Source organism: Streptomyces sp. NPDC091371 (assembly GCF_040684275.1).
In the GTDB taxonomy this organism is placed as follows: Bacteria; Actinomycetota; Actinomycetes; order Streptomycetales; family Streptomycetaceae; genus Streptomyces.
This window is the reverse complement of record NZ_JBFBFP010000030.1, coordinates 1-21,182: the sequence shown is the minus strand read 5'-3', so window position 1 is coordinate 21,182 and position 21,182 is coordinate 1. Positions and strand designations below refer to the sequence as shown.

Genomic DNA, 21,182 nt, shown 5'->3' with positions numbered 1-21,182 from the left:
GTGCTCCCCGTAGGGGTCACGCCTCGCACGTCACGCGGTCGCGCGGCGTGTAGCGGGTCTTCATCGTCTCCCGCTTGACCTCCGAGCCGCCCTGGACGAACACGCGGTCGACGGCGACGTCGAAGCCTTCCAGCGGGGACTGCGGCTCGCACTTCGGGCCCTTGCCGGTGCGGGTGGCCGGCTGCTGGACGTTGGTCCGGGGGCCCTGCGTCGCGCGGACCTCGTCGTACTTCTTCGTGCCGAGGAAGGTGATGGTGATGGAGGTGTCGGTGGCCTGGGCCTGGATGTACAGCGCCTTCCCCGAGTCGTTGGCGAAGCGCAGGTCGAGGCTGCCCCAGGCCACGGTGGCCTCCCGGCCCTCGGGGTAGCGCTCGATGTAGAAGGAGTGCGCGCCGTACTCGACGGGCTTGACGCCCGCGAAGAACATCGCGTTGAAGACGGTGGTCGCGACGGCGGAGACCCCGCCGCCCGCCGCCTTCTCGTACTGGCCGTTGTTGATGATCAGGCCGTCGACGAAGCCGTTCTCCTTCGTGCGCTCGCCGACCGTCCGGTTGAAGCTCCACGTCTCGTCGGGCAGCACCAGCGAGCCGTTGATCAGCTCCGCGGCCCGGCCGATGTTGGTCGTGCGGTACGGGACCCGCTCGAAGTCGACGGTGAAGGAGGAGACCTTCTCCTTGATGCCCAGCGCGTCGACGGTGTCCCGGGAGAGCCGGGGGCGGACGGACTCGGTGGCGACTTCGCCGGTACGGGCGGACGCGCCGGCCCCGGTCAGCAGCGGCAGCACCGCCGCGCCCAGCGCCTGCTCGGTGATCTGCCGGCCGGGCGTGCCCTCCTCGGCGACCGTGACCCGGCCCGCGCCGTCGAGCCGCAGCCGGGCCTCGGCGGGGCCGGGGGTGGCCTGCCGCAGCGGCCCGGCGAGGGCCGGGTCGGCGAGCAGTGCTTTGGCGTCGAGGCCCGGGGTGAGCCGGCCCTGGCCGTCGTCCTTGAGGCTGAGGTGCTTGGAGAGGACGGCCGGGGTGACGGATATGCGCTTGCCCGCGACGGTGAGGGTGACGGGCGCGGACATCGCGGGCTCCGCGAACTCCCGCATGGCCCGGTCCGTCTCCTGCTGTCCGACCTTCGGCTCCGTACGGTGGACGGGCAGGGTCACCGGTCCGTCCCCGGCCCGGAGGTATCCGGCGCGCAGCGCGCCCAGCGAGCCGTCCACGTCCACGCCGATCCCGGTCACCGGGGCCACCGCCTCGGCCTTCCCCTTCTTGAAGGTGACGGCGCCCTCGCGCGCCTCGAGCCCGGCCTGCTTCCCCACGGCGCCGAGGGAGCCGCGGGCGACCGACTCGTCGAGGCGGACCGCCGGCCGCACATCGGGGTCGCCGGAGGAGAAGAGGCGGCCGATCACGGTGAGCGGGCCGGAGCCGGAGCGCGCGGCCCGGTCGGCGGTCGCGGCGGTGTCCAGGGACAGGCCGAGCGAGGCCGGCTGGACCCGCTCGGTGCGCTCGCCGACCCGCAGCGCGACGGGGGCCGCGGCGGCCGGGCCGAGCTCCCGGTCCAGGGCCCGGCGGGCCTCGGCCCGGCTCATCCCGCCTATGTCGACGCCGCGCACCTTCGTGCCCGGGGCGACGTCATCTCCGGCCAGGAGCAGCCCGGCGGCATACAGCCCGCCGAAGCCGAGGACCGCCGCGCCGCCGGCCACGCCCACGACCCCTGGCACGGACCACCGCTTTCCGGTGTCCGGCCGGGTGCCCGTACGGGTAGCGCGTCGCATGTCTCGGTCTCTCCTGCTCTCCTGGGTCCGGATACGTGGTCGGACCGGGGGTTTTCAGGCCTCCAGTCCGCCCTCGGACCATAGCAAGGTCCACATAACCAGGTAATAAGTAGGTATAGGGACGGTAAAGGGGGGCGGTGGGCCCGGGTGCGGGCGGCGCCGTAACCACGGGGCCGCGCCCGCTGTTGCACAGCCCGGCGGGCCCCCACGGTGAACGGAGTTCGGATGTCGCAGCTTTCCCGGACGGCGCAGCAGGCCGACGAGACGGAGGACCGGCCGGGAACCTGGATGACCCCCGCCGCGTACGGTGCCTCGCGCGCCGCCGTGTGGTCCGCGGCCGTCGTCCTGGTCACCGACACCGACGGCCGGGTGCTCGTCCAGAGCGTCGACTACCGCGCCGACCGGCTGCTGCCCGGCGGCGCCGTGGACGCGGGGGAGTCGCCCTCGGCGGCGGCCGCCCGCGAGATGGGGGAGGAGCTCGGTGTCGAGGGCCGCTACCCGCGCGGGCTCGCCGTGGACTGGATCCCGGCCGACACCCCGGGCTTCCCGCCCGAGATGCGGTTCCCCGGGGAGATCCTGCACGTCTACGACGGCGGCACCTGGACCCCGGAGCGCATCGACTCCGTCCGCCTCCCCGCGCAGGAGGTCACCGGCATCCACTTCGCCGAGCCCGCCGACCTGCCCGCCCTGATGGACCCGGGCGACGCCCGCCGCGCCCTGTCCGCCCTGCGCGCCCGGGTCAACGGCTCCGGCACCGCCCTGCTGGAGGACGGCCGCCCCACCGCGCCCACCGCCCTGGACCGGCTCGGCGTGCTCCGGACCCGCCGGGTCCCGCAGCGCGGCGCCTGGCATCCGGGCCCGGTCCCCGCGCACCTGCCGGTACGGGACCGCTCCGGCTGGCTGTTCGCCCCCGACGGCCGCGTCCTGGTCCTGGTCGCCCGGGCCACCGGAGCCGTCCACCTGCCGCCCCCGACGGCCGCCCCGACCGCGCTTGCCGCCCCGCTCGGCTACCGGCACGGCGACCAGGGCGCCCATGCCCGCACCGCGGCCCGCCTCACCTCCCTCCCCCCGGCGGCGGACCCCGCGTACGCCCGCCTGCTGGCCACGCCCGAACAGGTCGGCGAGCTGAGCGACTGGGGCCCGGCGGGCACCCGCGAACTGTCCGCCGTCCACACGGCCCGCACCCGCCTGGCCCTCCCCGCCCCCACCCGCACCCCCCTCACGGAACTCCCGGAGGAGGGCGTGCGCTGGTGACCGGCCGGAGCCCGCCTGTCAGTGGTGCTCCGTACCGTCGACGGCATGGGAATCATCAGCGCCTGGTCGATCACCTGTCACGAGGACTCCGTGATCGCCGATCTCACGCCGCGGCTCGCGCCGGCCATCGAGGCCGACCGCACCTGCCCGCGGGCCGGCCGCCGCTGGGCGGCCTGGCAGCGCGCCCCGCTCCCTGACCACCGCACGTGGTGGACCGGCGCCACGGCCGAACAGGCCGACGCGATCCGTTCGTTCCAGGACCTCACCGGTCCCGGGAGCCATGTCGACGACCTGTGCAACGGCATCACCGACCCCGACTTCCACATAGCGGACGACATTTGGGAGCCGGAGCCCGACCGGGAGGAGATGTTCGTGAGCGTGCGGAGCAAGGAGTACCCGGTCAGCGCCTTGTTCCATGCCATCGGCCCCGAGCGCGCCTCGCAGCTGCCCGGATGGTGCGGGAACTTCCTGCTGGCCTCCGCCGAAGTCCGCCGTGCGCTGCCGGGGGTGGAGCGGGCGCTGGGGTTCGGGCCGGGGGAGCGGGAGCGGGTGGGGCGGCGGGACTGGCTGGAGTACGGGTCCGGGGAGGAGAGCGTCCTGGACGGCCCGCTCCGGGTCTGGCGTACCGCGGCGCGGGCGGGGCTCGGGCTCTGCGGGGTGGCGGTCCACGTGTACTGAGCGGTGCCCCGGGCCCCGGTCCGGCGGGCGGCGCCGTGATCGGGAAATCCGGCGTCCGCGGGCCCCGGTCCCGCAGCATGGGGGCCATGAGCGACAGTGCGATCACCTACACCCTGTACATCCAGGCCGATCCCGCCCGGGTCTGGCAGGCCCTCACCGAGCCCGCCTTCACCCGCCGGTACTGGGGCCTGAGCTTCGAGACCGACTGGGCGGTGGGCTCGCCGATGGAGTGGATCGAGCGGGGGGCCCGCACCAGCGACCCCGAGCAGGTGGTCCTCGGCTGCGTTCCGGACCGGCTGCTCTCCTACACCTGGCACACCTTCACCCCGCAGTGGGCGGCCTCGGTCGGCATCGGCGAGGAGCTGCGCGCCGAACTGGCCGAGGCGCCGCGCACGAAGGTCACGTACGAGATCGAGCCGATCGGCGACACCCTCGCCCGGCTGACCATCCTGCACGAGGGCTTCGAACCGGGCGGCACGCTGATCGGCATGTGCGGGCGGGCCTGGCCGATGCTCGCTTCGAGTCTCAAGACCCTGCTGGAGACCGGGGCCCCGCTGCCCGAGCCGGAGCAGGGGGCCGGCGGCAGCTGACCCGCGGACACCGAGGGTCCGGGCGCCCCCCGCGCCCGCCCCGGCCCGCGGCTCCCCGGACCTGGTCGAACTGCCGTTCCCCGCCCTTGAGATCATGTTCGCCGGACCACAAGTCGGGAGCGTGACGGGCGGCATGGGACAGACACTCGCCGAGTTCTTGGATGCTGCGGCCGCGGGGCGGTTCCCGCCCCCGGACGGCGGGACGACCGTGGTCGCGCAGGAGAACCCGCGTGACGCGGGCGTCATCGCCTTCACCGCGCACTCCGTGGTGTTCACCGACGAGGACCCGGACTGGGTGCGGTCCACCCTCGCCGCCGTCGACGCCGACGCGCTCGCCGCCGCCATGAACGCCCGGTTCCTGGCCGCACTGCTCGACCGTACGGGCCGCAGGACCGACACGATCGACCTGCTGACGGTCGCGGACCCGCTGCCCGGTGAACCCCCGCTGGCGCTGCGCGAGATCGACGACCCCGACCACCCCCGCGTACGGCGGGCCCTCGGCCGGCGCGACGACGTACGGGTCTGGGCGGCGGACGGCGGGGTGCTCGTCCTCGGCCGGGGCGTCGCGGGCCGCTGGGAGGCGGCGATCGAGGTGGACGAGGACGCCCGCGGCCGGGGCCTGGGCCTGGAACTGGCCGTGGCCGCCCGCCACCTCGTCCCCGGCGGCGCACCCGTCTGGTCCCAGCAGGCCACCGGCAACGCGCGCAGCGTCCGCGTCTTCCAGGCGGCCGGCTACCGGCCGATCGGCGCCGAGTCCCTGATGCTGGCCCCCGCCGCGGCGCCCGCTTCCGCCCCCGCACCCCGGTAGCGGCACCCTGGACGCGGACCGCCCCCGGCGGTCGTGTGGAATGGGTGCATGGCGAAAGGGATGCAAGAGCAGCAGCCGTCCGTCGGCATACCCGGGCCGGGGCCGTCCGACGGCGGCGGGCCCCCCGAGCACTGGCGGTACGGCCGCCACCTGGAGTCGCTGGCCGGCGCACGGCGCGAGGGCGCCGAGGCCGAGGTCGTCGCCGCGGTGCTGCGGGATCCCGACCCGGTGATGGCGGAGAGCGCGGTGGTCACGCACCTCGACCGCCGGGCCGAGCGGCTGCTCGCCGACGACTCCTTCCCCGCCTGGGCGCAGGCCATGGCCGGCGTGCTCGCCGGCCGCGCCTTCCCCGAGCGGCGGCTGCGCGAATGGACCCTGCTCAAGGCCATCACCCGCGGCGAGCCCTGGTCCGCCGCGGAGCTCACCGCGGCCTCCGACTGGTGCCAGCACACCGCCGCCCGGCTGCTGACCTCGCACGAGGCCCTCGGCCTGCTCGCTGGCAGCGCCCGAACCCGCCGGGTCCGCAACGCGGCCGCCGAGCGGCTGCGCCGCCGCACCGCGGTCTGACCCCGCCCGCCGGAGGCCGGAGGCGGGGCCGGCTCAGAGGGGGCCGGCTCAGAGGCCCTTGCGCACCCGGGCCGCCCGGCGGGCCTCGGCCTGCTGCCGGGCCTCCAGCGTCTTGCGGGACTCCTTGCCCTTGCCCGGCCGTCCCGGCCGGGTGCCCATCCCGCGGAAGCCGAGCTCGGTGCCGGAGGGCCTGCCCTTGGCGTCGGTCGGCGCCGAGCCGGACAGCGGGACCCCGGACGGCGCCTTCGCCCCGGTGATCCGGCTCAGCGCCGCCTCCCCGGAGCGCACCTGGGTGATCGTCGGCCGGATCCGCGCGTCCGACATCAGCCGGACCATGTCCCGGCGCTGGCCCGGGGTGACGAGGGTGACGACCCGGCCGGACTCGCCGGCCCGCGCCGTGCGCCCGCCGCGGTGCAGGTAGTCCTTGTGGTCCGCGGGCGGGTCCACGTTGACCACGAGGTCGAGGTCGTCGATGTGGATGCCGCGCGCCGCGACGTTCGTGGCGACCAGGACGGTGACGGCGCCCGTCTTGAACTGCGCCAGCGTCCGGGTGCGCTGCGGCTGCGACTTGCCGCTGTGCAGCCCCTCCGCCCGCACGCCCATGGCGCGCAGGTGCTTCACGAACTGGTCGACGCCGTGCTTGGTGTCGAGGAACATCAGCACCCGGTTGTCGCGGGCCGCGATCTCCGTCGCCGCCGAGTACTTGTCGGCCGCGTGGATGTGCAGCACGTGGTGGTCCATGGTGGTCACCGCGCCCGCCTGCGGGTCCACGGAGTGCGCGACCGGGTCCTTCAGGTAGGAGCGGACCAGCTGGTCCACGTTGCGGTCCAGGGTCGCCGAGAACAGCATCCGCTGCCCCGCGTGGTGCACCTGGTCCAGGATCTCCGTTACCTGCGGCATGAAGCCCATGTCGCACATCTGGTCGGCCTCGTCGAGCACGGTGATCCGCACCCGCTCCAGGTGCACGTCGCGCCGCCCGACCAGGTCGCTGAGGCGCCCCGGGGTGGCCACCACGACCTCGGCGCCGGTGCGCAGCGCGCTCACCTGGCGGCCGATCGACAGCCCGCCGACCACCGTGGCCATCCGCAGCTTCAGGGCCTTGGCGTACGGGTCCAGCGCCTCGGCCACCTGCTGCGCCAGCTCGCGCGTCGGTACGAGGACCAGCGCCAGCGGCCGCTTCGGGTCGGCCTGCTGCCCCGCCGTGCGGGCCAGCAGCGCCAGGCCGAAGGCGAGGGTCTTGCCGGAGCCGGTCTGCGCGCGGCCCAGGACGTCCCGGCCGGCCAGCGCGTTGGGCAGCGTCGCGGCCTGGATGGGGAACGGCTCCTTGACCTCCAGCTCGGCCATGGTCGTCACCAGCTCGGCGGGCAGGTCCAGCTCGGCGAACGAGGCCACCGGCGCCAGCCCCGGCACCTTCGGCTCGTGCATCGTGAACTCACCCTGCGGCCCGGTGCTCCGGGGGGCCTTGGCCGGGGCGCTCTTCGCACCGGGCCTGGCACCGCCCTTCACACCGAAACGGCCATGAGCTGACGGGTTCCTCATGCAGGACCTTTCGAAGCGGCGGATGCGCGGGGGGAAAGAAGATGGTCAACCGCCCATGGTACCAGCGGGGGCCCGGGCCGCTCCTTACGGCGGCCCGGCGTTCAGTTCCCCGGAGCGCACCTGTGCCAGGTGGGCGCGGACCTCGCCCGCGGCCCGGCCGAACCAGTCGGCGATCACGGCGACCTCGTCGGGCGTGTAGTCGGCGAACAGGGCGCCGAGGCGGTCGTAGAACGGCTGGTACACCGCGAAGATCCGGGCACTGGCTTCCGGGTCGGCCACCACCCGGACCCGGCGCCGGTCGGCCGGGTCGGCCTGGCGCCGCGCGTATCCCGCCCGCTCCAGGCGGTTGAGCACTCCGGTGACCGCGCCGGTGGTCAGGTTCGTCAGCCGGCCGAGGTCGCCGGCGGAGAGGGGGGTCTCCCCGGCGCCCAGGACGTGGCCCAGGCAGGTCAGGTCGGTGACGTTCAGCCCCAGCAGCTGCGCCACCTCCTGCTGGGCGATGACGCCGAGGGCGACGTACTGGTCCATGCGCGAAAGCGCCTCCCCGGCCGTGGCCGCGGGGCGGGGCTTGCCCTGCACGCAGGTACTCCTTAGCATTTAAGTTACTTAGCTCGTGAGATAAAAGATCCTGCTCCGAGCCTACTGCCGACCCTCCGACCAGGGAGAATCATGAGCGCTCACGGCCACGTCGACCTCGGCCACACGGTGGCCGGCTGGACCGGTACCGCCCTGGCCCTGCTGGGCTGCGTCGGCGCGGGCCTCGCGGTGTGCCTGGCCTGGCAGCCCGGGATCTGGCTCGGCCTCGGCCTCGTCGCCGCGGCCGGGCTCGTCACCTGGCTCCTGCACCTCGCCGGATGGGGCAAGCCCAGCGGCCCCCGCCCCGAGAGCGAATGGGACTGGCGCGTCCGCGACACCCGGGCCCACACCGGCCACGCGGACTGCCTCGGCTGCCGGGTCAGCGGACCCCGGCGAGCGCTCGCATCAGCCCCTCGGCCTCGATCCGCCGCGTCGTTGCCCGCCGCGGATAGCAGCGCATGAACATCCGGGTGAAGTGCTCCCCGTAGTGGATCACCGTGTCGTCCTGCGGGTCCGGGCTCAGGGGGCGGATCCGGGCGCCGAAGCGGGGCTCGTGGAAATAGGCCAGCGTGTACCGCTCCCGGTCCGCGAGCCGCACCTTGTGCGGGGTCGACAGCAGCTCGCCGCCCGTCATGAACTGCAGGATGTCCCCCGGGAACACCGTGAGCACATCCGGGACGGGCGTCACGTACGTCCAGCCGGGGGAGTCCTGGGCGAAACCCGCCGAGCTCTCGCCCGGCAGCCAGTTCCGCGGCCGGCGCTCGCCCTCGACCGGCGGCCGCACGAAGAGGCCGCCGACCTCGTCCTGGGCGGCGATCACGAGCAGCCCGTAGTCGGTGTGCGCCCCGATCCCGCGCTCCGTCGTCCGCGAGGCGGCCGGGAAGCGCAGCACCCGCATGTGGTGCCAGCCGTCGCGGGTCAGGCCGGCGAGGCGGTCGATGCCTCCCGGTCCGAGTCCCAGCGCCACGAGCCGCAGCAGCCGTTCGCCGAGGGACCCGACCCCGGCGAGATAGGCCTCCATGGCCGCCCGGTACGCGGCGTCGGGCCACGGCACCGGCCCGTGGCAGGGCAGTCCCCGCCGGGACACCGGCAGGTCGGGGGTGATCGTGAAGATCTCCGAGGCGTCCCGCTCGCCCGCCGTCTCCTCCTCCCCGGAGGCGATGTACCCGCTGTACGAGGTGTCGTTGACGCACGCGGCCTTCTCGGCCAAGGGCCGGGCGAAGAACCCCCGGCCGGCCCCCAGCGCGTCGAGCGTGCGCGCCCGCTGCCCGGCGTCGGCCGCGATCTGGAAGATCCCGTCACGCCGCCAGGCCGCGGTCATCGCCCGGCCGAGCGCCTCGTCCGCCGCGGTGCCGGTGACGTGTTCCGGCACCCGGAACGTCGCGAACCCGGTCATGTCCGTCCCCTCTCGAAAGCGTCTTCCACAAGAGCTGCTCCCCCGTTTCACGGACAGGGCGGCCAGAAGTTCGATTACGCGGCACGCCCCCGGTTGGCCGCGTTGGGCGTGTGCTGTGAGGGACGGTTGGGCAGGATCGAGACGGCCGCGTTCAGCGGCCCGCAGTGGAACGTTGAGAAGGATCAGCCAGATGGCAACAGGCACCGTGAAGTGGTTCAACTCGGAGAAGGGGTTCGGTTTCATCCAGCAGGACGACGGCGGCCCCGACGTGTTCGTGCACTTCTCCGCGATCGCGACCACCGGCTTCAAGTCGCTGGAGGAGAACCAGCGGGTCGAGTACAACGTCACCCAAGGCCCCAAGGGCCCCCAGGCCGAGCAGGTGGTTCCCATCGGGTAGTGCCGCTTCACGAACCGGGCCCCTGAGCCCGTGCCGTGAGCCGAGCCCCGCCGGTCCTCCCGGCGGGGCTCCCGCGTTCCGCGCGCGAGTCCGGGCTCGTACCGGCCCGGGGTGCGGGGGCCTGATCAGGGACGGGGCCTACACGGCGCGGTGCAGGGCCAGCAGGAGCGACCACACCTGGTCGGCCAGCTCCGGCGGGGCCGCCGGGACGCGGCCGTGCAGCCAGTCCGCCAGGACGCCGGTGAAGGCGGCCGCCACCGCCGAGGCGACGAGGTCGGAGTGCGGGGCGCCCACCGCCGCGCGTTCGGCGAGGGCGCGGGCGCGCAGCTCGTGGTGGAGGCGCTCGCCCAGGGGTCCGGCGCCGCCCGGCAGCAGCAGGGTGCGGTAGAGCGCTGCGTGCCCGGCCGCGCCCGCGAAGAAGGCCGCCAGGGCCTCCGGGGGCCGGACCGGGGGAAGCGATCCCGGTCCGGTCTGCCAGGCGTGGAGGGCGTCCACCGCCGCGTGCACCACGTCGGCGCACGCGTCCACGGCGAGCGCGGGGAGGTCCTCGTAGTGCAGGTAGAACGTGGCGCGGCCGACGCCGGCGCGCCGGACCACCGCCGACACGCTGACCTCGGCGAGCGGCCGGTCCGCGCACTCCGCGAGCAGGCTCTCGCGCAGCCGCGCCTTCGTGCGGGCGGTCCTCGGGTCTTCCGGGCTCATGCGGTCATCCGGCCGGCAGGGCCGCGCCGAGGGCGAGGGCGCCGGGCAGGGCCTGGGCGATGAGGATGCGGCGGTTGGCGGTGGCGGCCCCGTACACCCCGGCCACGATCACGCAGACGAGGAAGAACACCTGCGTGGCCAGTGAGTCGATGACCAGGGCCCAGACCAGGCCCGCGGCGAGGAACCCGTTGTAGAGCCCCTGGTTGGCGGCGAGCGGCGCCGTGAGGCGTGCGGTGTCCGCGTCGAAGCCGGACAGCGCCCGGCCCGGCGGCCGCTGCCACAGGAACATCTCCAGGACCAGGAAGTACACGTGCAGCGCGGCCACGAGGCCGATCAGTATCCGAGCGACCGTCTCCATGGCCGCCTCCGTTTCTCGTCGCCCGGGCATCCGAGGAGGCCGGGCAGCCCGAGGAGCCCGCCGGCCCCACTTCCTGGACAACTGTACAGGAAGTGGGGGGGGTCGGGCTCACCCGGCTCGTCCGGGTTCGGCGGTGCTCGTCGGGGCCGCCGCTCAGAGGTGGGCGTCCAGGAACCGCCGGAACTCCTCGCGGGTCATCGGACCGGCCTGGCTCGCGACCGCCTCGCCGCCCTCGATGAGCACGGCCGTCGGGGCGCCGGTCACCCCGTAGCGCCTGGTCGGGCCGGGGCAGCGGGTCATGTCGGTGCGGACGGCGGTGAACCGCGTCCCGTACTCCGCCGTCAGTTCGGCGACGATCGCGTCCATCGCGCGGCAGGCGTCCAGGGCCTTCGGCCACGACCCGCAGAAGTAGGCGAGGACCGGTCCCGTCGTCATCGAGAGGATGAAGTCGAACTCCTGGTCCTCCAGTGGCTGGTGTACCCGACGTGCCATGCGTACCGCTCCTCGCTCGTGCGCGCCCGTGTGCTCCCGGCTTCCGTGGCGGGGAGGCGGCGGCCACCATCATCACCCGTTGTCAGTGGCACCTGTGAAGCTGTGTGCCATGGACGACAGGATGCTCCGGCGCCGGGTCTACGGCGCCGACCACGAAGACCCCGACCCCGGCCCGCGCCCCGGCCATCGCTACGGCGAGCTCGTGGGCGGGCCGCTCGACGGACTCCTGCTCGACATCACCGGCTGGAGCGCGCCCCAGCTCGCCGAGGAGGCCCGCCTCCCGACCGAGATAGGGCGCTACGGGGCGGGCGGCCGCGCCCACTACCGCCGCCGCCCGCAGGACCCGGACCACTGGGACTGGGTGGGCGACAGCCGCTGAGGCGGGGTAGCGCGTCGCCGGGGTGGTGCGGGTCGTGCGGGTGCGTCAGCCCGCCGCCTCGCGGCTGACCTTCCTGGCCCACAGCACGAGCGGCACCTGGAGCGGCAGCCGGCCGAAGGCCACCGCCCGCAGCGCGGGGGAGCGGTGGCGGGCGTCGGCGGCCATCTTGACGTTCGCCGGGAACACGCCGACGAAGAAGGCGGCGGCCGCCAGGGCCGCCGCCTTGCGGGTCCGCGGATGGGCGACCCCGGCCGCGAGGGCGAGCTCGGCGGCGCCGCTCGCGTACGTCCACCCGCGCGGGCTCCCCGGCAGCGAGCGAGGGACGATGGCGTCGAACTGCTTCGGCACCGCGGCGTGCGCGACCGCGGCCCCGGCGAGCAGGCCGGCGAGCAGCAGCGGGGAGGAAAGCGGTCGGGGCATGGGGGGATCGATTCCTCTCGGGGGCGGCCGGGACCGCGATCCTACTCACGAGTAGGGCCGTGTCGTCCGGCCCTCCGGAAAAAATCTTCGAAGAATTCTCGGGGAGCTGTCGATCCGGGCGCCTCCCGTTCGACGCAGGAGTGAGAGGCGGGGGACGTCCCCGCCCCCGATTGAGCCCCCGACCGAGGAGTCACCATGCCGCGCTTCCTGACGATGATCCGCATCGACGAGCAGAACCTGCCGCCCGAGGAGTTCCCCGCCGACTTCGAGCAGCGCATGGGCGCCCTCCTGGAGGAGATCACCAAGGCCGGGGTCATGCTGGACACCGCCGGCCTGCTCCCCACCTCCCAGGGCACCCGGCTCTCCTGGTCCGGCGGGAAGGTCAGCTACACCGACGGCCCCTTCACCGAGACCAAGGAAGTCGTCGGCGGCTACTCCCTCACCCAGTGCAAGGACAAGGCCGAGGCCATCGAGTGGACCCGCCGCTTCCTGGAGATCCACCCGGCGCACTGGAACGTCACCGCCGAGGTCCGGGAGATCCAGGAGATGTGAGCCGCGCGCTCCCCGGGTGCCCGGCGCCCGGGGCGCGCCGCGTTTGCCCCGCCTCGTCACGGCTGCTCTGATGGGTGGCCGTGACGGCAGCAGCGAATACGGCCCGTGCGGTCGAAGCGGTGTTCAGGATCGAGTCCGCGCGGATCATCGCCGGTGTGGCCCGCATCGTGCGGGACGTCGGCATCGCCGAGGAACTCGCCCAGGACGCCCTCGTCGCCGCGCTCGAACAATGGCCGGAGTCGGGTGTCCCGGACAGGCCGGGCGCCTGGCTCATGGCCACCGCCAAGCACCGCGCGATCGACCTCGTCCGCCGCAAGGAGACGTACGCGCGCAAGCTCGCCGAAGTCGGCCGGAGCCTGGAGGACGTCCCGCCGCCCGCCGAACCGGCGGACCCCGACGACATCGACGACGACCTGCTCCGGCTGATCTTCACCGCCTGCCATCCCGTCCTCGCCACCGAGGGCCGGATCGCCCTCACCCTGCGCCTGATGGGCGGACTGACGACGCAGGAGATCGCCCGCGCCTTCCTGTCCTCCGAACCGACCGTCGCCCAGCGCATCGTCCGGGCGAAGCGGACCCTGGCCGCGGCGGGCGTGCCCTTCGAGGTCCCGTACGGGGCGGACCGGGAGGCGCGGCTGTCCTCAGTCCTCGAAGTCATCTACCTGGTCTTCAACGAGGGCTACTCGGCCACCGCCGGCGACGACCTCGTCCGCCCAGCCCTGTGCGAGGACGCCCTGCGCCTCGCCCGCCTCCTCGCCGCGCTGATGCCCAAGGAACCCGAGGTGCACGGCCTGGCCGCGCTCCTGGAGTTCCAGGCCTCCCGGATCACCGCCCGCACCGGCCCCGACGGGGAGCCGGTGCTCCTCGCCGACCAGAACCGGGCCAAGTGGAACCGCATGCTGATGCGCCGGGGCGTCCAGGCCCTGGGCCACGCCGGCAGCGGCCCGTACGCCCTCCAGGCCGCGATCGCCGGCTGCCACGCGGCGGCCGTCCGCTACGAGGACACCGACTGGCCCACGATCGCCGCGCTGTACGGCCGCCTCGTCCTGCTCGTCCCCTCACCCGTGGTGGAGCTCAACCGCGCGGTGGCCGTCTCGATGGCCCAAGGGCCCGAGGCGGCGCTGCCGCTCGTCGACGCCCTGACGGAGGAACCCGCCCTGCGCGCCTACCACTTGCTGCCGAGCGTACGAGGAGACCTGCTGGAGCGGCTCGGGAGGCGGGAGGAGGCCCGCGCGGAGTTCGCGCGGGCGGCCTCGCTCACCCGCAACGAACGGGAGCGCGACCTGCTGCTGGGCCGCGCGGCCCGCCTGTCGTAGCGCCCCGCCGTCGTAAGGCGCCGCCTCAGCCGCGGCGGGCGTACGCGGCCACGTCGAGCGGGGTCCGGACCGGCCGCCGCGGCGGGGTGAGCGCCACGGGCCGGCGGAATCCGCCCGCGCGGGCGATCTCCCGCACCGTCAGGCGCAGCGCCTCCTGGAAGTCGCCCATGGTGCGCCGGGCCGCGGGCGTGTCCACGTACAGGGAGTTCATGTGCAGCCCGTCGGCGTCCCGCTGGAACCACGAGCAGGCCCCGTTGGCCCGCGCCGACCACACGTGGGTGGTGGGCCGCCACTCCTCGTGGCGTTCGGCGCCGCGGCACTTGCGCATGTCGATGTACGAGAAGAAGTTCACGGGATACGGCCAGGAGCGGGCCGCGAACTCCTCGGGGGCCAGCAGCTCCCACGCGCGGACGAACGGCACGTCGATGTGGCCGATCATCTCGCCGAACCCGGCCCGGACCGCGGCCATGACCGTGGCGAAGTCCCGGCCGGGCGAGGCGTCGAACTCGATGGGCATGGTGTTGACGAACCATCCCACCGAGTCCGTCCAGGCCTGCCGGCCGCGTTCGCTCACCGGCATCAGGCCCCGGTAGACCCCGGGCCCGCCCGCCTCGCGCAGACAGACGGCGACGGAGGCGAGCACGCCCATGAAGGGCTTGCCGCCGACCGCCAGGCAGGTCTTCTCGAACACCTCCGCGTCGGAGGCGTCGAGGAGCCGGGAGGCCTCGTTCACGATCGGGTACATCCGGTCCGGCTCCACGCCGAGGTCGAGCGGGAAGCGGGGGAAGAACTCGCCGCCGCCCCGCCGGATGAAGGACTTCCAGTAGCCGAGCCGCTCGTCGTGGCTGTCGATGGCGAGGTAGCGGCGCCGCTGCTCGTCCGCGAAGTCGAGATAGGACGGGGCGGGGGGCAGTGCGACGTCCTCGCCGCGGCACAGGCCCTCGTAGGCCGTCAGCACCTCGTGGACGACGATCGGCATCGACATTCCGTCGCACACGATGTGGTCGAAGGCGAGATAGACGGTCGCGGAGTCCTCGCGGAGCACCGCGCCCATGACGAACAGGGGCCAGGACAAGGTGTCGATGCTCCGCTTGAACCGCTCGACGAGGAAGTCGCGCAGCAGATCGGAGCTGTCGAAGGCGCCCACGGGCTCGGCGTCGAGGGCGAGTTCGGCCGGATCGAACGGCTCGCAGGCCACTTCCCCGGCGAGCCTGCGGAACGCGCACCTCAGCACCTCGTGCCGCTGCACGAAGGCGAGCAGCGCCTGCGCCAGGGCCGGTTCGTCGAGCGGTCCGGCGACTTCGAAGGTGACCGCGATCCACGAGGCGACCGGGTCGTCGGCGGCCCTGCTCTCCTCGGCGACGGTGAAGTGCTTGTCCTGATTGAAGGACGCCTTCCGGTTCGCACGGGCGTCCTGGGTGCCGGCGTCGGTGTCCGCCGGCACGGCAACCGGCACGTGCGCCTGCGCCTCCACCTCCGCCGTGGTGCGCCTGAGCCGCCACTCGACCACCCGACCGGGTGCCACGTGGTGCATCTCCAGAGGAAACTGCCGCATAACCGTCATCCCTTCGCCCCCGAGCCGACCCCGAGGCGCTAACGACCCCCGGCCCGGGGAGGTGACGGAATCACCCGCCCCGGCCCGAGGGCCGGGTCTCCGGGGCCCCGGTCAGAGGGAGTTCAGGTCGAAGGCGTCGGCCATGGCCCGGTACCCGGCGTCGTTCATGTGGAGGCGGTCGCCCGCGAGGGCGTACTCGTCCTTGATCTTGATCTCCTTGGGGTGCGCCGGATCGGCGGGCGCCGCCAGCACCCGGTCGAAGTCCACGACGCCGTCGTACGCGCCGCCGGTGCGGATCCAGTGGTTGACCGCCGTACGCACGTCCTCGCCGCGCTCGGTCCAGTACCGCGAGCCGTGGAAGGGCGGGATGGTCGCGCCGATGACCCTGACTCCGCGGGTGCGGGCCTCGCGGACGAGTTCCCGGTGGCCGGCGATGATCTCCTCGGCGGTGACCTTCGGGCTGCCCGCGGTGCAGTGGTCCTGGGGCCCGTCGGGCTGGACGATGTCGTTGGTGCCCTCCAGGACGATGACGGTGCCCACGTCGGGGCGGCCGAGGGCGTCGCGCCGGAAGCGGGCCAGTGCGCTCTCGCCGAAGCACTCCGAGTCGCCCAAGACCTTGTTGCCGCCGATGCCCGCGTTGAGCACGGGCCGCGAACGGCCGTCCGCGACCAGCCGCTTGGCGAGCTGGTCGGGGTAGCGGAGGTCGGCACCGGGAGTGGCCCCGTACCCGTCGGTGAGGGAGTCGCCGAAGGCCACGACCGCCTTCCGGGAGCCGCCCGGGGTGCCGGCCGCGCCCGGGCGGGGGTTCTTCACGTCGACCCCGGCCAGGTAGTACCAGGAGAAGCTCGGCGCGCCGGCGGCGAAGGCATCGGCCGAGGCGTCGCGCCGGTGGTCGCCGACGGCCCGGTAGGAGAGCGACATGGCGACGTTGTGGAAGGTGGCCGGGCCGGTCGGGCCCTCGAAGTAGAAGGTGACGGTGAGCTGTTCGAAGGCCTTCACCGGCAGCGCGACCGCGTCACTGGAGAGCTCCCCGCCCGCCGGCACCGTGACCGACTCCACCCCCTCGAAGCGCAGCGCCCGTACGGAATCCGGCTGCACGGCGGGTCCTCCGGCGGTCCTGGCGACCGTGGCTCCCGTGAGCTTGAGCGGGGTCTTCCCGTAGCGGTTGGTGACCCGCACCCGCACCTCCGACCCCTCGGCGCCGACGCGGATCACCTGGCGCACCGACTGGTCGGCGAACCCGCCCTCGGACCAGTTGGGGAACCAGGAGGTGTGCGCGGGGCGCTGCGGGGAGGCACCCCAGGCGCTGCTCCAGGGGCCGCCGTACGCGGCGGAGGCGGGGGTGGTGGTGGCGGTGGCGGCGAGGAGGGCGGCCGCCAGCGGGAGGGTGAGGGCGATCTTCTGTGCGTTCATGCCCCTTTGACCCGCGCCGAGGCCACGATGTGACGGCCGTGACGAAAGTGATCCGGCTACGTCGTGGCCCCGCCGTGGGAGGCATGGCCGTAGTCCCCGTTCCAGCCGTCGGTCGCGACGACGCCGTCCGGCCGGCAACCGAAGCAGTCGCCCGCCACCACCTGCGGCGTGCCGGCGCCGCCCCGGGCCAGGCCGAGCTCGTCGGCCGGCGCGAGAAGGAGGACAGCGGGCAGGGCGAGCGCGGCGGCGCGCGCGAGGAGGGACGTCATAGCCGGATGGTCGCAGGGGCGCGCGGGCGGAGGACAGCGTTCCGTGCCCGGCCGTCGTGGCGGCGGGGCTTCAACTGCCTTACGGGCCCCGCGCGCTCAGGACTCCGCGTCGTCGCGGCGGACTTCGATGTGGTCCGCGGCCAGGTCGACCGCCACCCGGTGCTCCATGCCCAGCGCCTCCAGGAACTTATGCGGGAGCTGGACGCGGCCGGTGCGGTCGAGCATCACGTACTCGCGCTCGCTCACGGACTCCTCGCCGTGCTCGTCGGTGACCGTGCGCCGCAGCACCTCGCTGCTGGTGCGGCCGTCTCGGATGGCGACCGTACGGCGGACCTCGCCGGCCACCAGCGGGTCGTGGGTCACGATGACCACCGTCGCGCCCAGTTCCCGGTTGACGGTGCGGAAGGACTCGAAGATGGCGGCGCCGGTCTCGGAGTCCAGCTCACCGGTGGGTTCGTCGGCGAGGAGCACCTTCGGGTCGTTGGCCATGGCCACGGCGATGGCCACCCGCTGCTGCTGGCCGCCGGACAGCTCGGCCGGCCGGCGGCCCGCGAGGTCGCCGATCTCCAGGGCGTCGAGGAGCCGCTCCACCCGCTCCACCCGCTGCGCGCGCCGGCCGGACGCGCCGCGCGCGGTCCGTCCCCTCAACTGCATGGGCAGGGCGATGTTCTGGGCAGCCGTCAGGAACGGCAGCAGGTTGCGGGCCGTCTGCTGCCAGACAAAGCCCACCGCCTCGCGCCGGTAGCGAAGCCGTTCCTTGGCCGACATCTCCAGCAGGTCGTAGCCGCCCACCGTGGCGGTGCCCGCGGTGGGGACGTCCAGACCGGCCAGGATGTTCAGCAGCGTGGACTTCCCGCTGCCCGAGGCGCCGACCAGCGCCACCAGATCGCCCTGGGCCACGGTCAGTTCGAGCCCCTGCAGGGCCTGCACCTCCACCCCGGCGGTGCTGAAGATGCGCACCAGGCGGTCGCAGGCGATCGCCGTGTCCGCCCCGGTCGTACGGGGCTCCGCTGCGGCCAACGCCTGCCGGCGCAGCTCTTCGTAGGTCGGCTGGTCGGTGTTCAACGCTGGTCTCCCGCTCTCAACTCGGTGGTGATCTGCCGCCTGCCGGATACCGCCGCCTCCGCCAGCACGGTCCCGGCGACCAGGACCGCCACGCCCAGCGCCTGCTCCAGCACCGGCGCCGCCGCGAACCCCAGTCCGGTCGGCACGTCCGCGCCGACCAGCGCGGACAGGTCCACGGCCGGGCCCAGCAGGGCCACGGCGGCCGCCGCGACGAGTCCGCCGCCGAACGCCGCGACCAGCGCCTGCGGCAGTGTCTCGGCCAGGATCAGCGCCACGCCCTGCCGGGGCCGCAGGCCCATCGTGCGCAGCCGCGCCAGCAGCGCCGCCCGCTCCGGAGCGGCGCGTACGAGGGTCAACAGCACGGCCAGCAGGGCGAATCCGGCGGCGCCCGCGACGGCGGCCCAGAACAGCCGGCCGGCCGAGTGCTGGAGAGGATCCCCGGCGAGCTTCGCGACCGCCGCGGAGCTCGTCCGCACCAGGAAGTACTCGGCGGTCGGGGCCGGAGTCCCGGCGCGGACCAGCTCGCCGAGCCGGTCCCCGTCGACCGGGCCGATGGCGTACCAGCGGTTGGGGCGTGCGGTCTTGGGGGCCACGGCCGCGGTCGGCCCGGCCGGCAGCACCAGGGTGGCCGTGCCGGCGCCCTGCATCGCGGGCGTCCCGGTGATCACCCCGGCGGCCGTGACCCGTAGCTCCTCGCCGCCGACCCGGAGGCGGAAGGCCTCCCCGGAGGGCTGTCCGGCCCGCTCCTGCTGCCCCAGCAGGTCGCTGCTGAACAGGGCGGGGATCGGAGCGCCCGGGGCGCCCCCGCCGAGCACGGCCGGGTCGAACCGGCCGCGGCCGACGGTGCGGGACAGGCGCGCGTAGGACTCGGGGTCGACGACGACCACCGTGACGTGCTGGGAGCCGGCCCCGGTCCCGAAGACGAAGGCGTCGTCGTCCATCCACACCGGGGAAGCGAAGCTCACACCGGGCAACTCGCCCACGGTGTCGACCAGTTCATCCGGCAGCGCGTCCCCGGGGGGCGCGGTGATCTGCGCGTCGCCGCCGACCGCCTGCCGGGCCACCTGGAGCCGGGCGGTGTCCACAGCTCCCAGCACCGTGGCCCCGAAGCCGCCGGTGGTGACGGCCAGCAGCAGGGCGATCAACGGCAGCACGGACGGCCGCCCGCGGGTGTGGCCCTGCCCCCGCCCCTGCCCCTGGCCCTGCCCCTGGCCTTGCCCTTGCCCGCCGGCACCCGCCGTTCCGGAACCCCGGGCGGCGCGGGCCAGCCCGAGGAAGCCGACCAGGCCGGAGCGCCGGCCCGCCGCCCGGGCCAGCGCCCCGACGAGGGGCGGCTGGATCCTGGCCAGCACGAGGCCGCCGGACAGGGCGAGCAGCAGCGGTGCGGCGACGAGCAGCGGATCGAGCCCGGCACCGGCGGGGGCGACCCCGCGCGTGCGCACCTCGAACACGGCGGCCGCGGTGGCGGCGAAGACGAGCAGTTCGGCCACGAGCCGCCTGCGCGGGCGAGGCCCGCGCGGACCCGACAGCAGCGCGTGGGCCCGTACGGGCAGGGCCAGGAGCGCCAGCAAGGTGACGGCCGACGCCGCGATCAGCGAGGCGGCCAGCCGCGGGGTCGGCAGCAGGGCCACGGCCAGCCAGGTGGCCGCGGCGGCCGCGGGCAGCACGGTGACGGCGCCCTCGCCGAGGAGGCGGCCCACGATGGAGCGGCGCGAGCCGCCGCGTGCGAGCAGCAGCCGCAGCTCGGCCTCGCGCCGGTCGCCGCCCAGCGCGGCGGCCAGACAGAACACGACGACGGCGACCCCGGCGACGCCGGCCGGTCCGATCGCCGCGAGCGGGGCGGCGCCCTGCCGCCGGGCCTCGGCCTGCTTGAAGAGCTCCGGGAGACGGGAGGCGATGTGTAGGTCCGGCCGTTTGACCGCGGCGCCGAGCTCGGAGGCGATGGGGCCGGCGACGAACGAGGCGATCTCCTTGCCGGTGCCCGGCAGTTGATCGGCCCGCAGGACCGCGGTGTCCACCGGGAGCCGCCAGAAGTACTCGACGCCCTCGCCCCAGGAGCCGATCCGGTCGAGCCCGTCCGCGCCGACGAGGGCGGCGGTTCCCCAGTACACCTCCGGTGGCGAGGTGGCGGTCAGGTTCTGGCAGGCCTTGGTCAGACAGGGCAGGTCGGTCCAGTACACCTCGTCGGCGTCGGCCGCGTCGTAAAGGCCGACGACCTCGGCACGGACCGTGCCGGACACGGCCGGCGTGGACTCCAGCACGGTGCCGAGGGGGGCCTTGAGCGTCTCGGACGCGGCGCGCGACAGGGCCACCGGGATCGGGGCCCCGGGCGCGGGCGGGCCGTCCGCGGGTCCGGCCGGCCAGCGGCCCGCCACCAGCGTGGCGTGGGCGGCCACCTCGGGCAGGTAGGCCAGCGTCAGGCGGGGGTTGACGCCTTCGGGCCGGGACAGCCCCGGGTTCGCCAGGTCGCGCGCCTTCACGCCGACGGCGCCGTGCACGGGGCCGCTCGGGGCGAGCCGGAACGACCCGCCGGTGCGCGCCGTCAGGGTGGCCAGCGTGGAGTCCAGCTCCTGCGGGGTCACGGGCCCGCCCCGGGAGGTCGTGGTGGCGAGCAGGCTCGTCGGACCGGGCCCCTGGTCGTGCAGGAACGAGCGCAGCGCCTGGTCGGCACCCCGGTCGACGGCACGCGGGAGGGCGGCCGCAAGCAGTACGGACACGAAGACGAGCGCGGCCCCGAGCAGCGCGCTGAGCGGCGCCGCCCGCAGCCGCGTCCGCACCCACGGCGCGGGGCGCCTCCCGGCGGGCCGCCTCCCGGCGGGGCGCGACCGTACGGAACGAACCCGCGCGGGACCGGATCCACCGGGGCCCGCTGCCGCGGGTTCGGGCTTCGCGGGGGCGGGGGCCGCCGGGGCGGGTGCCGGGAGGGGCTCCGGCGGGGGCTCCGGGGCGGGGAGGGGCTCCGCCTCGGGCCAGGCGGTGGCCGGGGGCGGGGTCGGGGTGGTTCCGCCGGGGCCGGGCGGTCGCCGGGGCGTCTCCTCGGACGCCGAACGTTTCCAGGGGTCGGAGGGCCGAGGGTGGCCCAGTTCGGCGTCCT

General features: G+C 74.7%; 23 protein-coding genes. 10 read left to right on the top strand and 13 right to left on the bottom strand.

The window, feature by feature from the left end; all coding sequences use genetic code 11:
- Positions 1 to 16 precede the first annotated feature (16 nt).
- Positions 17 to 1,762: a VanW family protein gene (locus AB0O21_RS27130; RefSeq protein WP_365175103.1), complete on the bottom strand. Its 1,746-nt coding sequence runs from the start codon at positions 1,760 to 1,762 to the stop codon at positions 17 to 19.
- Positions 1,763 to 1,987: 225 nt separating this feature from the next.
- Between AB0O21_RS27130 and AB0O21_RS27125 the strand changes: the two genes are divergently transcribed.
- The 5 genes from AB0O21_RS27125 to AB0O21_RS27105 all read left to right on the top strand — a co-directional run bounded on the left by AB0O21_RS27125 (position 1,988) and on the right by AB0O21_RS27105 (position 5,659).
- Positions 1,988 to 3,016 (top strand): NUDIX hydrolase, encoded by a 1,029-nt coding sequence (locus AB0O21_RS27125; protein ID WP_365175101.1) that lies wholly within the window; start codon positions 1,988 to 1,990, stop codon positions 3,014 to 3,016.
- A 45-nt stretch (positions 3,017 to 3,061) separates the two neighbouring features.
- Positions 3,062 to 3,694 (top strand): hypothetical protein, encoded by a 633-nt coding sequence (locus tag AB0O21_RS27120; RefSeq protein WP_365175099.1) that lies wholly within the window; start codon positions 3,062 to 3,064, stop codon positions 3,692 to 3,694.
- Between the two features lie 86 nt (positions 3,695 to 3,780).
- The gene (locus tag AB0O21_RS27115) at positions 3,781 to 4,284 is read left to right on the top strand and encodes an SRPBCC family protein (RefSeq protein ID WP_365175097.1); all 504 of its coding nucleotides are present in this window, start codon (positions 3,781 to 3,783) and stop codon (positions 4,282 to 4,284) included.
- 133 nt (positions 4,285 to 4,417) lie between these two features.
- Positions 4,418 to 5,092, top strand: a complete 675-nt coding sequence (locus tag AB0O21_RS27110) for a GNAT family N-acetyltransferase (RefSeq protein ID WP_365175095.1) — start codon at positions 4,418 to 4,420, stop codon at positions 5,090 to 5,092.
- A gap of 48 nt (positions 5,093 to 5,140) precedes the next feature.
- Positions 5,141 to 5,659 (top strand): hypothetical protein, encoded by a 519-nt coding sequence (locus AB0O21_RS27105; RefSeq protein WP_365175093.1) that lies wholly within the window; start codon positions 5,141 to 5,143, stop codon positions 5,657 to 5,659.
- A 48-nt stretch (positions 5,660 to 5,707) separates the two neighbouring features.
- On the opposite strand, the gene AB0O21_RS27100 is transcribed toward AB0O21_RS27105, so the two are convergent.
- Together AB0O21_RS27100 and AB0O21_RS27095 are read right to left on the bottom strand one after the other, a co-directional pair.
- Positions 5,708 to 7,084, bottom strand: coding sequence for a DEAD/DEAH box helicase (locus tag AB0O21_RS27100; protein WP_365175091.1), 1,377 nt, complete (start codon positions 7,082 to 7,084; stop codon positions 5,708 to 5,710).
- Between the two features lie 198 nt (positions 7,085 to 7,282).
- Entirely contained in the window at positions 7,283 to 7,777 is a 495-nt protein-coding gene (locus tag AB0O21_RS27095; protein ID WP_365175089.1) for a MarR family transcriptional regulator, read from the bottom strand.
- A gap of 90 nt (positions 7,778 to 7,867) precedes the next feature.
- Between AB0O21_RS27095 and AB0O21_RS27090 the strand changes: the two genes are divergently transcribed.
- On the top strand, positions 7,868 to 8,236 hold the full coding sequence (locus AB0O21_RS27090; protein ID WP_365175087.1) for an HGxxPAAW family protein: 369 nt from the start codon (positions 7,868 to 7,870) through the stop codon (positions 8,234 to 8,236).
- Here the strand turns inward: AB0O21_RS27090 and AB0O21_RS27085 are convergent.
- Positions 8,154 to 9,170 (bottom strand): 2OG-Fe(II) oxygenase family protein, encoded by a 1,017-nt coding sequence (locus tag AB0O21_RS27085; RefSeq protein WP_365175086.1) that lies wholly within the window; start codon positions 9,168 to 9,170, stop codon positions 8,154 to 8,156. The two genes, AB0O21_RS27090 and AB0O21_RS27085, sit on opposite strands and share 83 nt — an antisense overlap.
- Before the next feature lie 190 nt (positions 9,171 to 9,360).
- Here AB0O21_RS27085 and AB0O21_RS27080 point away from each other — a divergent pair, with 190 nt between their 5' ends.
- Positions 9,361 to 9,567 carry a cold-shock protein gene (locus AB0O21_RS27080; RefSeq protein ID WP_365175084.1) on the top strand — a complete coding sequence of 69 codons (207 nt, stop codon included), beginning with the start codon at positions 9,361 to 9,363 and terminating at the stop codon, positions 9,565 to 9,567.
- Between the two features lie 138 nt (positions 9,568 to 9,705).
- On the opposite strand, the gene AB0O21_RS27075 is transcribed toward AB0O21_RS27080, so the two are convergent.
- From AB0O21_RS27075 to AB0O21_RS27065, 3 genes are all read right to left on the bottom strand, one after another.
- Positions 9,706 to 10,269, bottom strand: coding sequence for a TetR/AcrR family transcriptional regulator (locus tag AB0O21_RS27075; protein WP_365175082.1), 564 nt, complete (start codon positions 10,267 to 10,269; stop codon positions 9,706 to 9,708).
- 4 nt (positions 10,270 to 10,273) lie between these two features.
- On the bottom strand, positions 10,274 to 10,627 hold the full coding sequence (locus tag AB0O21_RS27070) for a DUF1304 domain-containing protein (RefSeq protein WP_365175080.1): 354 nt from the start codon (positions 10,625 to 10,627) through the stop codon (positions 10,274 to 10,276).
- Between the two features lie 153 nt (positions 10,628 to 10,780).
- The gene (locus AB0O21_RS27065; protein WP_365175078.1) at positions 10,781 to 11,119 is read right to left on the bottom strand and encodes a thioredoxin domain-containing protein; all 339 of its coding nucleotides are present in this window, start codon (positions 11,117 to 11,119) and stop codon (positions 10,781 to 10,783) included.
- Between the two features lie 109 nt (positions 11,120 to 11,228).
- Between AB0O21_RS27065 and AB0O21_RS27060 the strand changes: the two genes are divergently transcribed.
- Positions 11,229 to 11,498 carry a hypothetical protein gene (locus AB0O21_RS27060; protein WP_365175076.1) on the top strand — a complete coding sequence of 90 codons (270 nt, stop codon included), beginning with the start codon at positions 11,229 to 11,231 and terminating at the stop codon, positions 11,496 to 11,498.
- 45 nt (positions 11,499 to 11,543) lie between these two features.
- Here AB0O21_RS27060 and AB0O21_RS27055 read toward each other — a convergent pair whose 3' ends face one another.
- Positions 11,544 to 11,918, bottom strand: coding sequence for a hypothetical protein (locus AB0O21_RS27055; protein ID WP_365175074.1), 375 nt, complete (start codon positions 11,916 to 11,918; stop codon positions 11,544 to 11,546).
- A 195-nt stretch (positions 11,919 to 12,113) separates the two neighbouring features.
- Between AB0O21_RS27055 and AB0O21_RS27050 the strand changes: the two genes are divergently transcribed.
- Positions 12,114 to 12,470 carry a YciI family protein gene (locus tag AB0O21_RS27050; protein WP_365175072.1) on the top strand — a complete coding sequence of 119 codons (357 nt, stop codon included), beginning with the start codon at positions 12,114 to 12,116 and terminating at the stop codon, positions 12,468 to 12,470.
- Positions 12,471 to 12,544: 74 nt separating this feature from the next.
- A complete protein-coding gene (locus AB0O21_RS27045) occupies positions 12,545 to 13,786 on the top strand; it encodes a DUF6596 domain-containing protein (protein ID WP_365175070.1) in 1,242 nt (413 codons plus the stop codon).
- A 25-nt stretch (positions 13,787 to 13,811) separates the two neighbouring features.
- Here the strand turns inward: AB0O21_RS27045 and AB0O21_RS27040 are convergent, their stop codons facing one another.
- The 5 genes from AB0O21_RS27040 to AB0O21_RS27020 form a co-directional block, all read right to left on the bottom strand.
- A complete protein-coding gene (locus tag AB0O21_RS27040) occupies positions 13,812 to 15,341 on the bottom strand; it encodes a condensation domain-containing protein (protein WP_365175068.1) in 1,530 nt (509 codons plus the stop codon).
- A 111-nt stretch (positions 15,342 to 15,452) separates the two neighbouring features.
- On the bottom strand, positions 15,453 to 16,754 hold the full coding sequence (locus tag AB0O21_RS27035) for an SGNH/GDSL hydrolase family protein (RefSeq protein ID WP_365175066.1): 1,302 nt from the start codon (positions 16,752 to 16,754) through the stop codon (positions 15,453 to 15,455).
- Positions 16,755 to 16,810: 56 nt separating this feature from the next.
- Positions 16,811 to 17,023, bottom strand: a complete 213-nt coding sequence (locus AB0O21_RS27030) for a hypothetical protein (protein WP_365175064.1) — start codon at positions 17,021 to 17,023, stop codon at positions 16,811 to 16,813.
- A 96-nt stretch (positions 17,024 to 17,119) separates the two neighbouring features.
- Positions 17,120 to 18,088, bottom strand: a complete 969-nt coding sequence (locus tag AB0O21_RS27025; protein WP_365175062.1) for an ABC transporter ATP-binding protein — start codon at positions 18,086 to 18,088, stop codon at positions 17,120 to 17,122.
- The gene (locus tag AB0O21_RS27020) at positions 18,085 to 20,865 is read right to left on the bottom strand and encodes a hypothetical protein (RefSeq protein WP_365175060.1); all 2,781 of its coding nucleotides are present in this window, start codon (positions 20,863 to 20,865) and stop codon (positions 18,085 to 18,087) included. Before AB0O21_RS27020 ends, AB0O21_RS27025 begins: the two co-directional genes overlap by 4 nt.
- Positions 20,866 to 21,182 lie beyond the last annotated feature (317 nt).

What these genes read in the sequence shown, in the direction of transcription:
- AB0O21_RS27040 (WP_365175068.1), bottom strand. Translation starts at nt 15,341, where the DNA reads ATGCGGCAGTTTCCTCTGGAGATGCACCACGTGGCACCCGGTCGGGTG.
- AB0O21_RS27060 (WP_365175076.1), top strand. Translation starts at nt 11,229, where the DNA reads ATGGACGACAGGATGCTCCGGCGCCGGGTCTACGGCGCCGACCACGAA.
- AB0O21_RS27105 (WP_365175093.1), top strand. Translation starts at nt 5,141, where the DNA reads ATGGCGAAAGGGATGCAAGAGCAGCAGCCGTCCGTCGGCATACCCGGG.
- AB0O21_RS27100 (WP_365175091.1), bottom strand. Translation starts at nt 7,084, where the DNA reads ATGCACGAGCCGAAGGTGCCGGGGCTGGCGCCGGTGGCCTCGTTCGCC.
- AB0O21_RS27065 (WP_365175078.1), bottom strand. Translation starts at nt 11,119, where the DNA reads ATGGCACGTCGGGTACACCAGCCACTGGAGGACCAGGAGTTCGACTTC.
- AB0O21_RS27130 (WP_365175103.1), bottom strand. Translation starts at nt 1,762, where the DNA reads ATGCGACGCGCTACCCGTACGGGCACCCGGCCGGACACCGGAAAGCGG.
- AB0O21_RS27110 (WP_365175095.1), top strand. Translation starts at nt 4,418, where the DNA reads ATGGGACAGACACTCGCCGAGTTCTTGGATGCTGCGGCCGCGGGGCGG.
- AB0O21_RS27055 (WP_365175074.1), bottom strand. Translation starts at nt 11,918, where the DNA reads ATGCCCCGACCGCTTTCCTCCCCGCTGCTGCTCGCCGGCCTGCTCGCC.
- AB0O21_RS27120 (WP_365175099.1), top strand. Translation starts at nt 3,062, where the DNA reads ATGGGAATCATCAGCGCCTGGTCGATCACCTGTCACGAGGACTCCGTG.
- AB0O21_RS27115 (WP_365175097.1), top strand. Translation starts at nt 3,781, where the DNA reads ATGAGCGACAGTGCGATCACCTACACCCTGTACATCCAGGCCGATCCC.
- AB0O21_RS27075 (WP_365175082.1), bottom strand. Translation starts at nt 10,269, where the DNA reads ATGAGCCCGGAAGACCCGAGGACCGCCCGCACGAAGGCGCGGCTGCGC.
- AB0O21_RS27125 (WP_365175101.1), top strand. Translation starts at nt 1,988, where the DNA reads ATGTCGCAGCTTTCCCGGACGGCGCAGCAGGCCGACGAGACGGAGGAC.
- AB0O21_RS27030 (WP_365175064.1), bottom strand. Translation starts at nt 17,023, where the DNA reads ATGACGTCCCTCCTCGCGCGCGCCGCCGCGCTCGCCCTGCCCGCTGTC.
- AB0O21_RS27035 (WP_365175066.1), bottom strand. Translation starts at nt 16,754, where the DNA reads ATGAACGCACAGAAGATCGCCCTCACCCTCCCGCTGGCGGCCGCCCTC.
- AB0O21_RS27085 (WP_365175086.1), bottom strand. Translation starts at nt 9,170, where the DNA reads ATGACCGGGTTCGCGACGTTCCGGGTGCCGGAACACGTCACCGGCACC.
- AB0O21_RS27090 (WP_365175087.1), top strand. Translation starts at nt 7,868, where the DNA reads ATGAGCGCTCACGGCCACGTCGACCTCGGCCACACGGTGGCCGGCTGG.
- AB0O21_RS27080 (WP_365175084.1), top strand. Translation starts at nt 9,361, where the DNA reads ATGGCAACAGGCACCGTGAAGTGGTTCAACTCGGAGAAGGGGTTCGGT.
- AB0O21_RS27050 (WP_365175072.1), top strand. Translation starts at nt 12,114, where the DNA reads ATGCCGCGCTTCCTGACGATGATCCGCATCGACGAGCAGAACCTGCCG.
- AB0O21_RS27070 (WP_365175080.1), bottom strand. Translation starts at nt 10,627, where the DNA reads ATGGAGACGGTCGCTCGGATACTGATCGGCCTCGTGGCCGCGCTGCAC.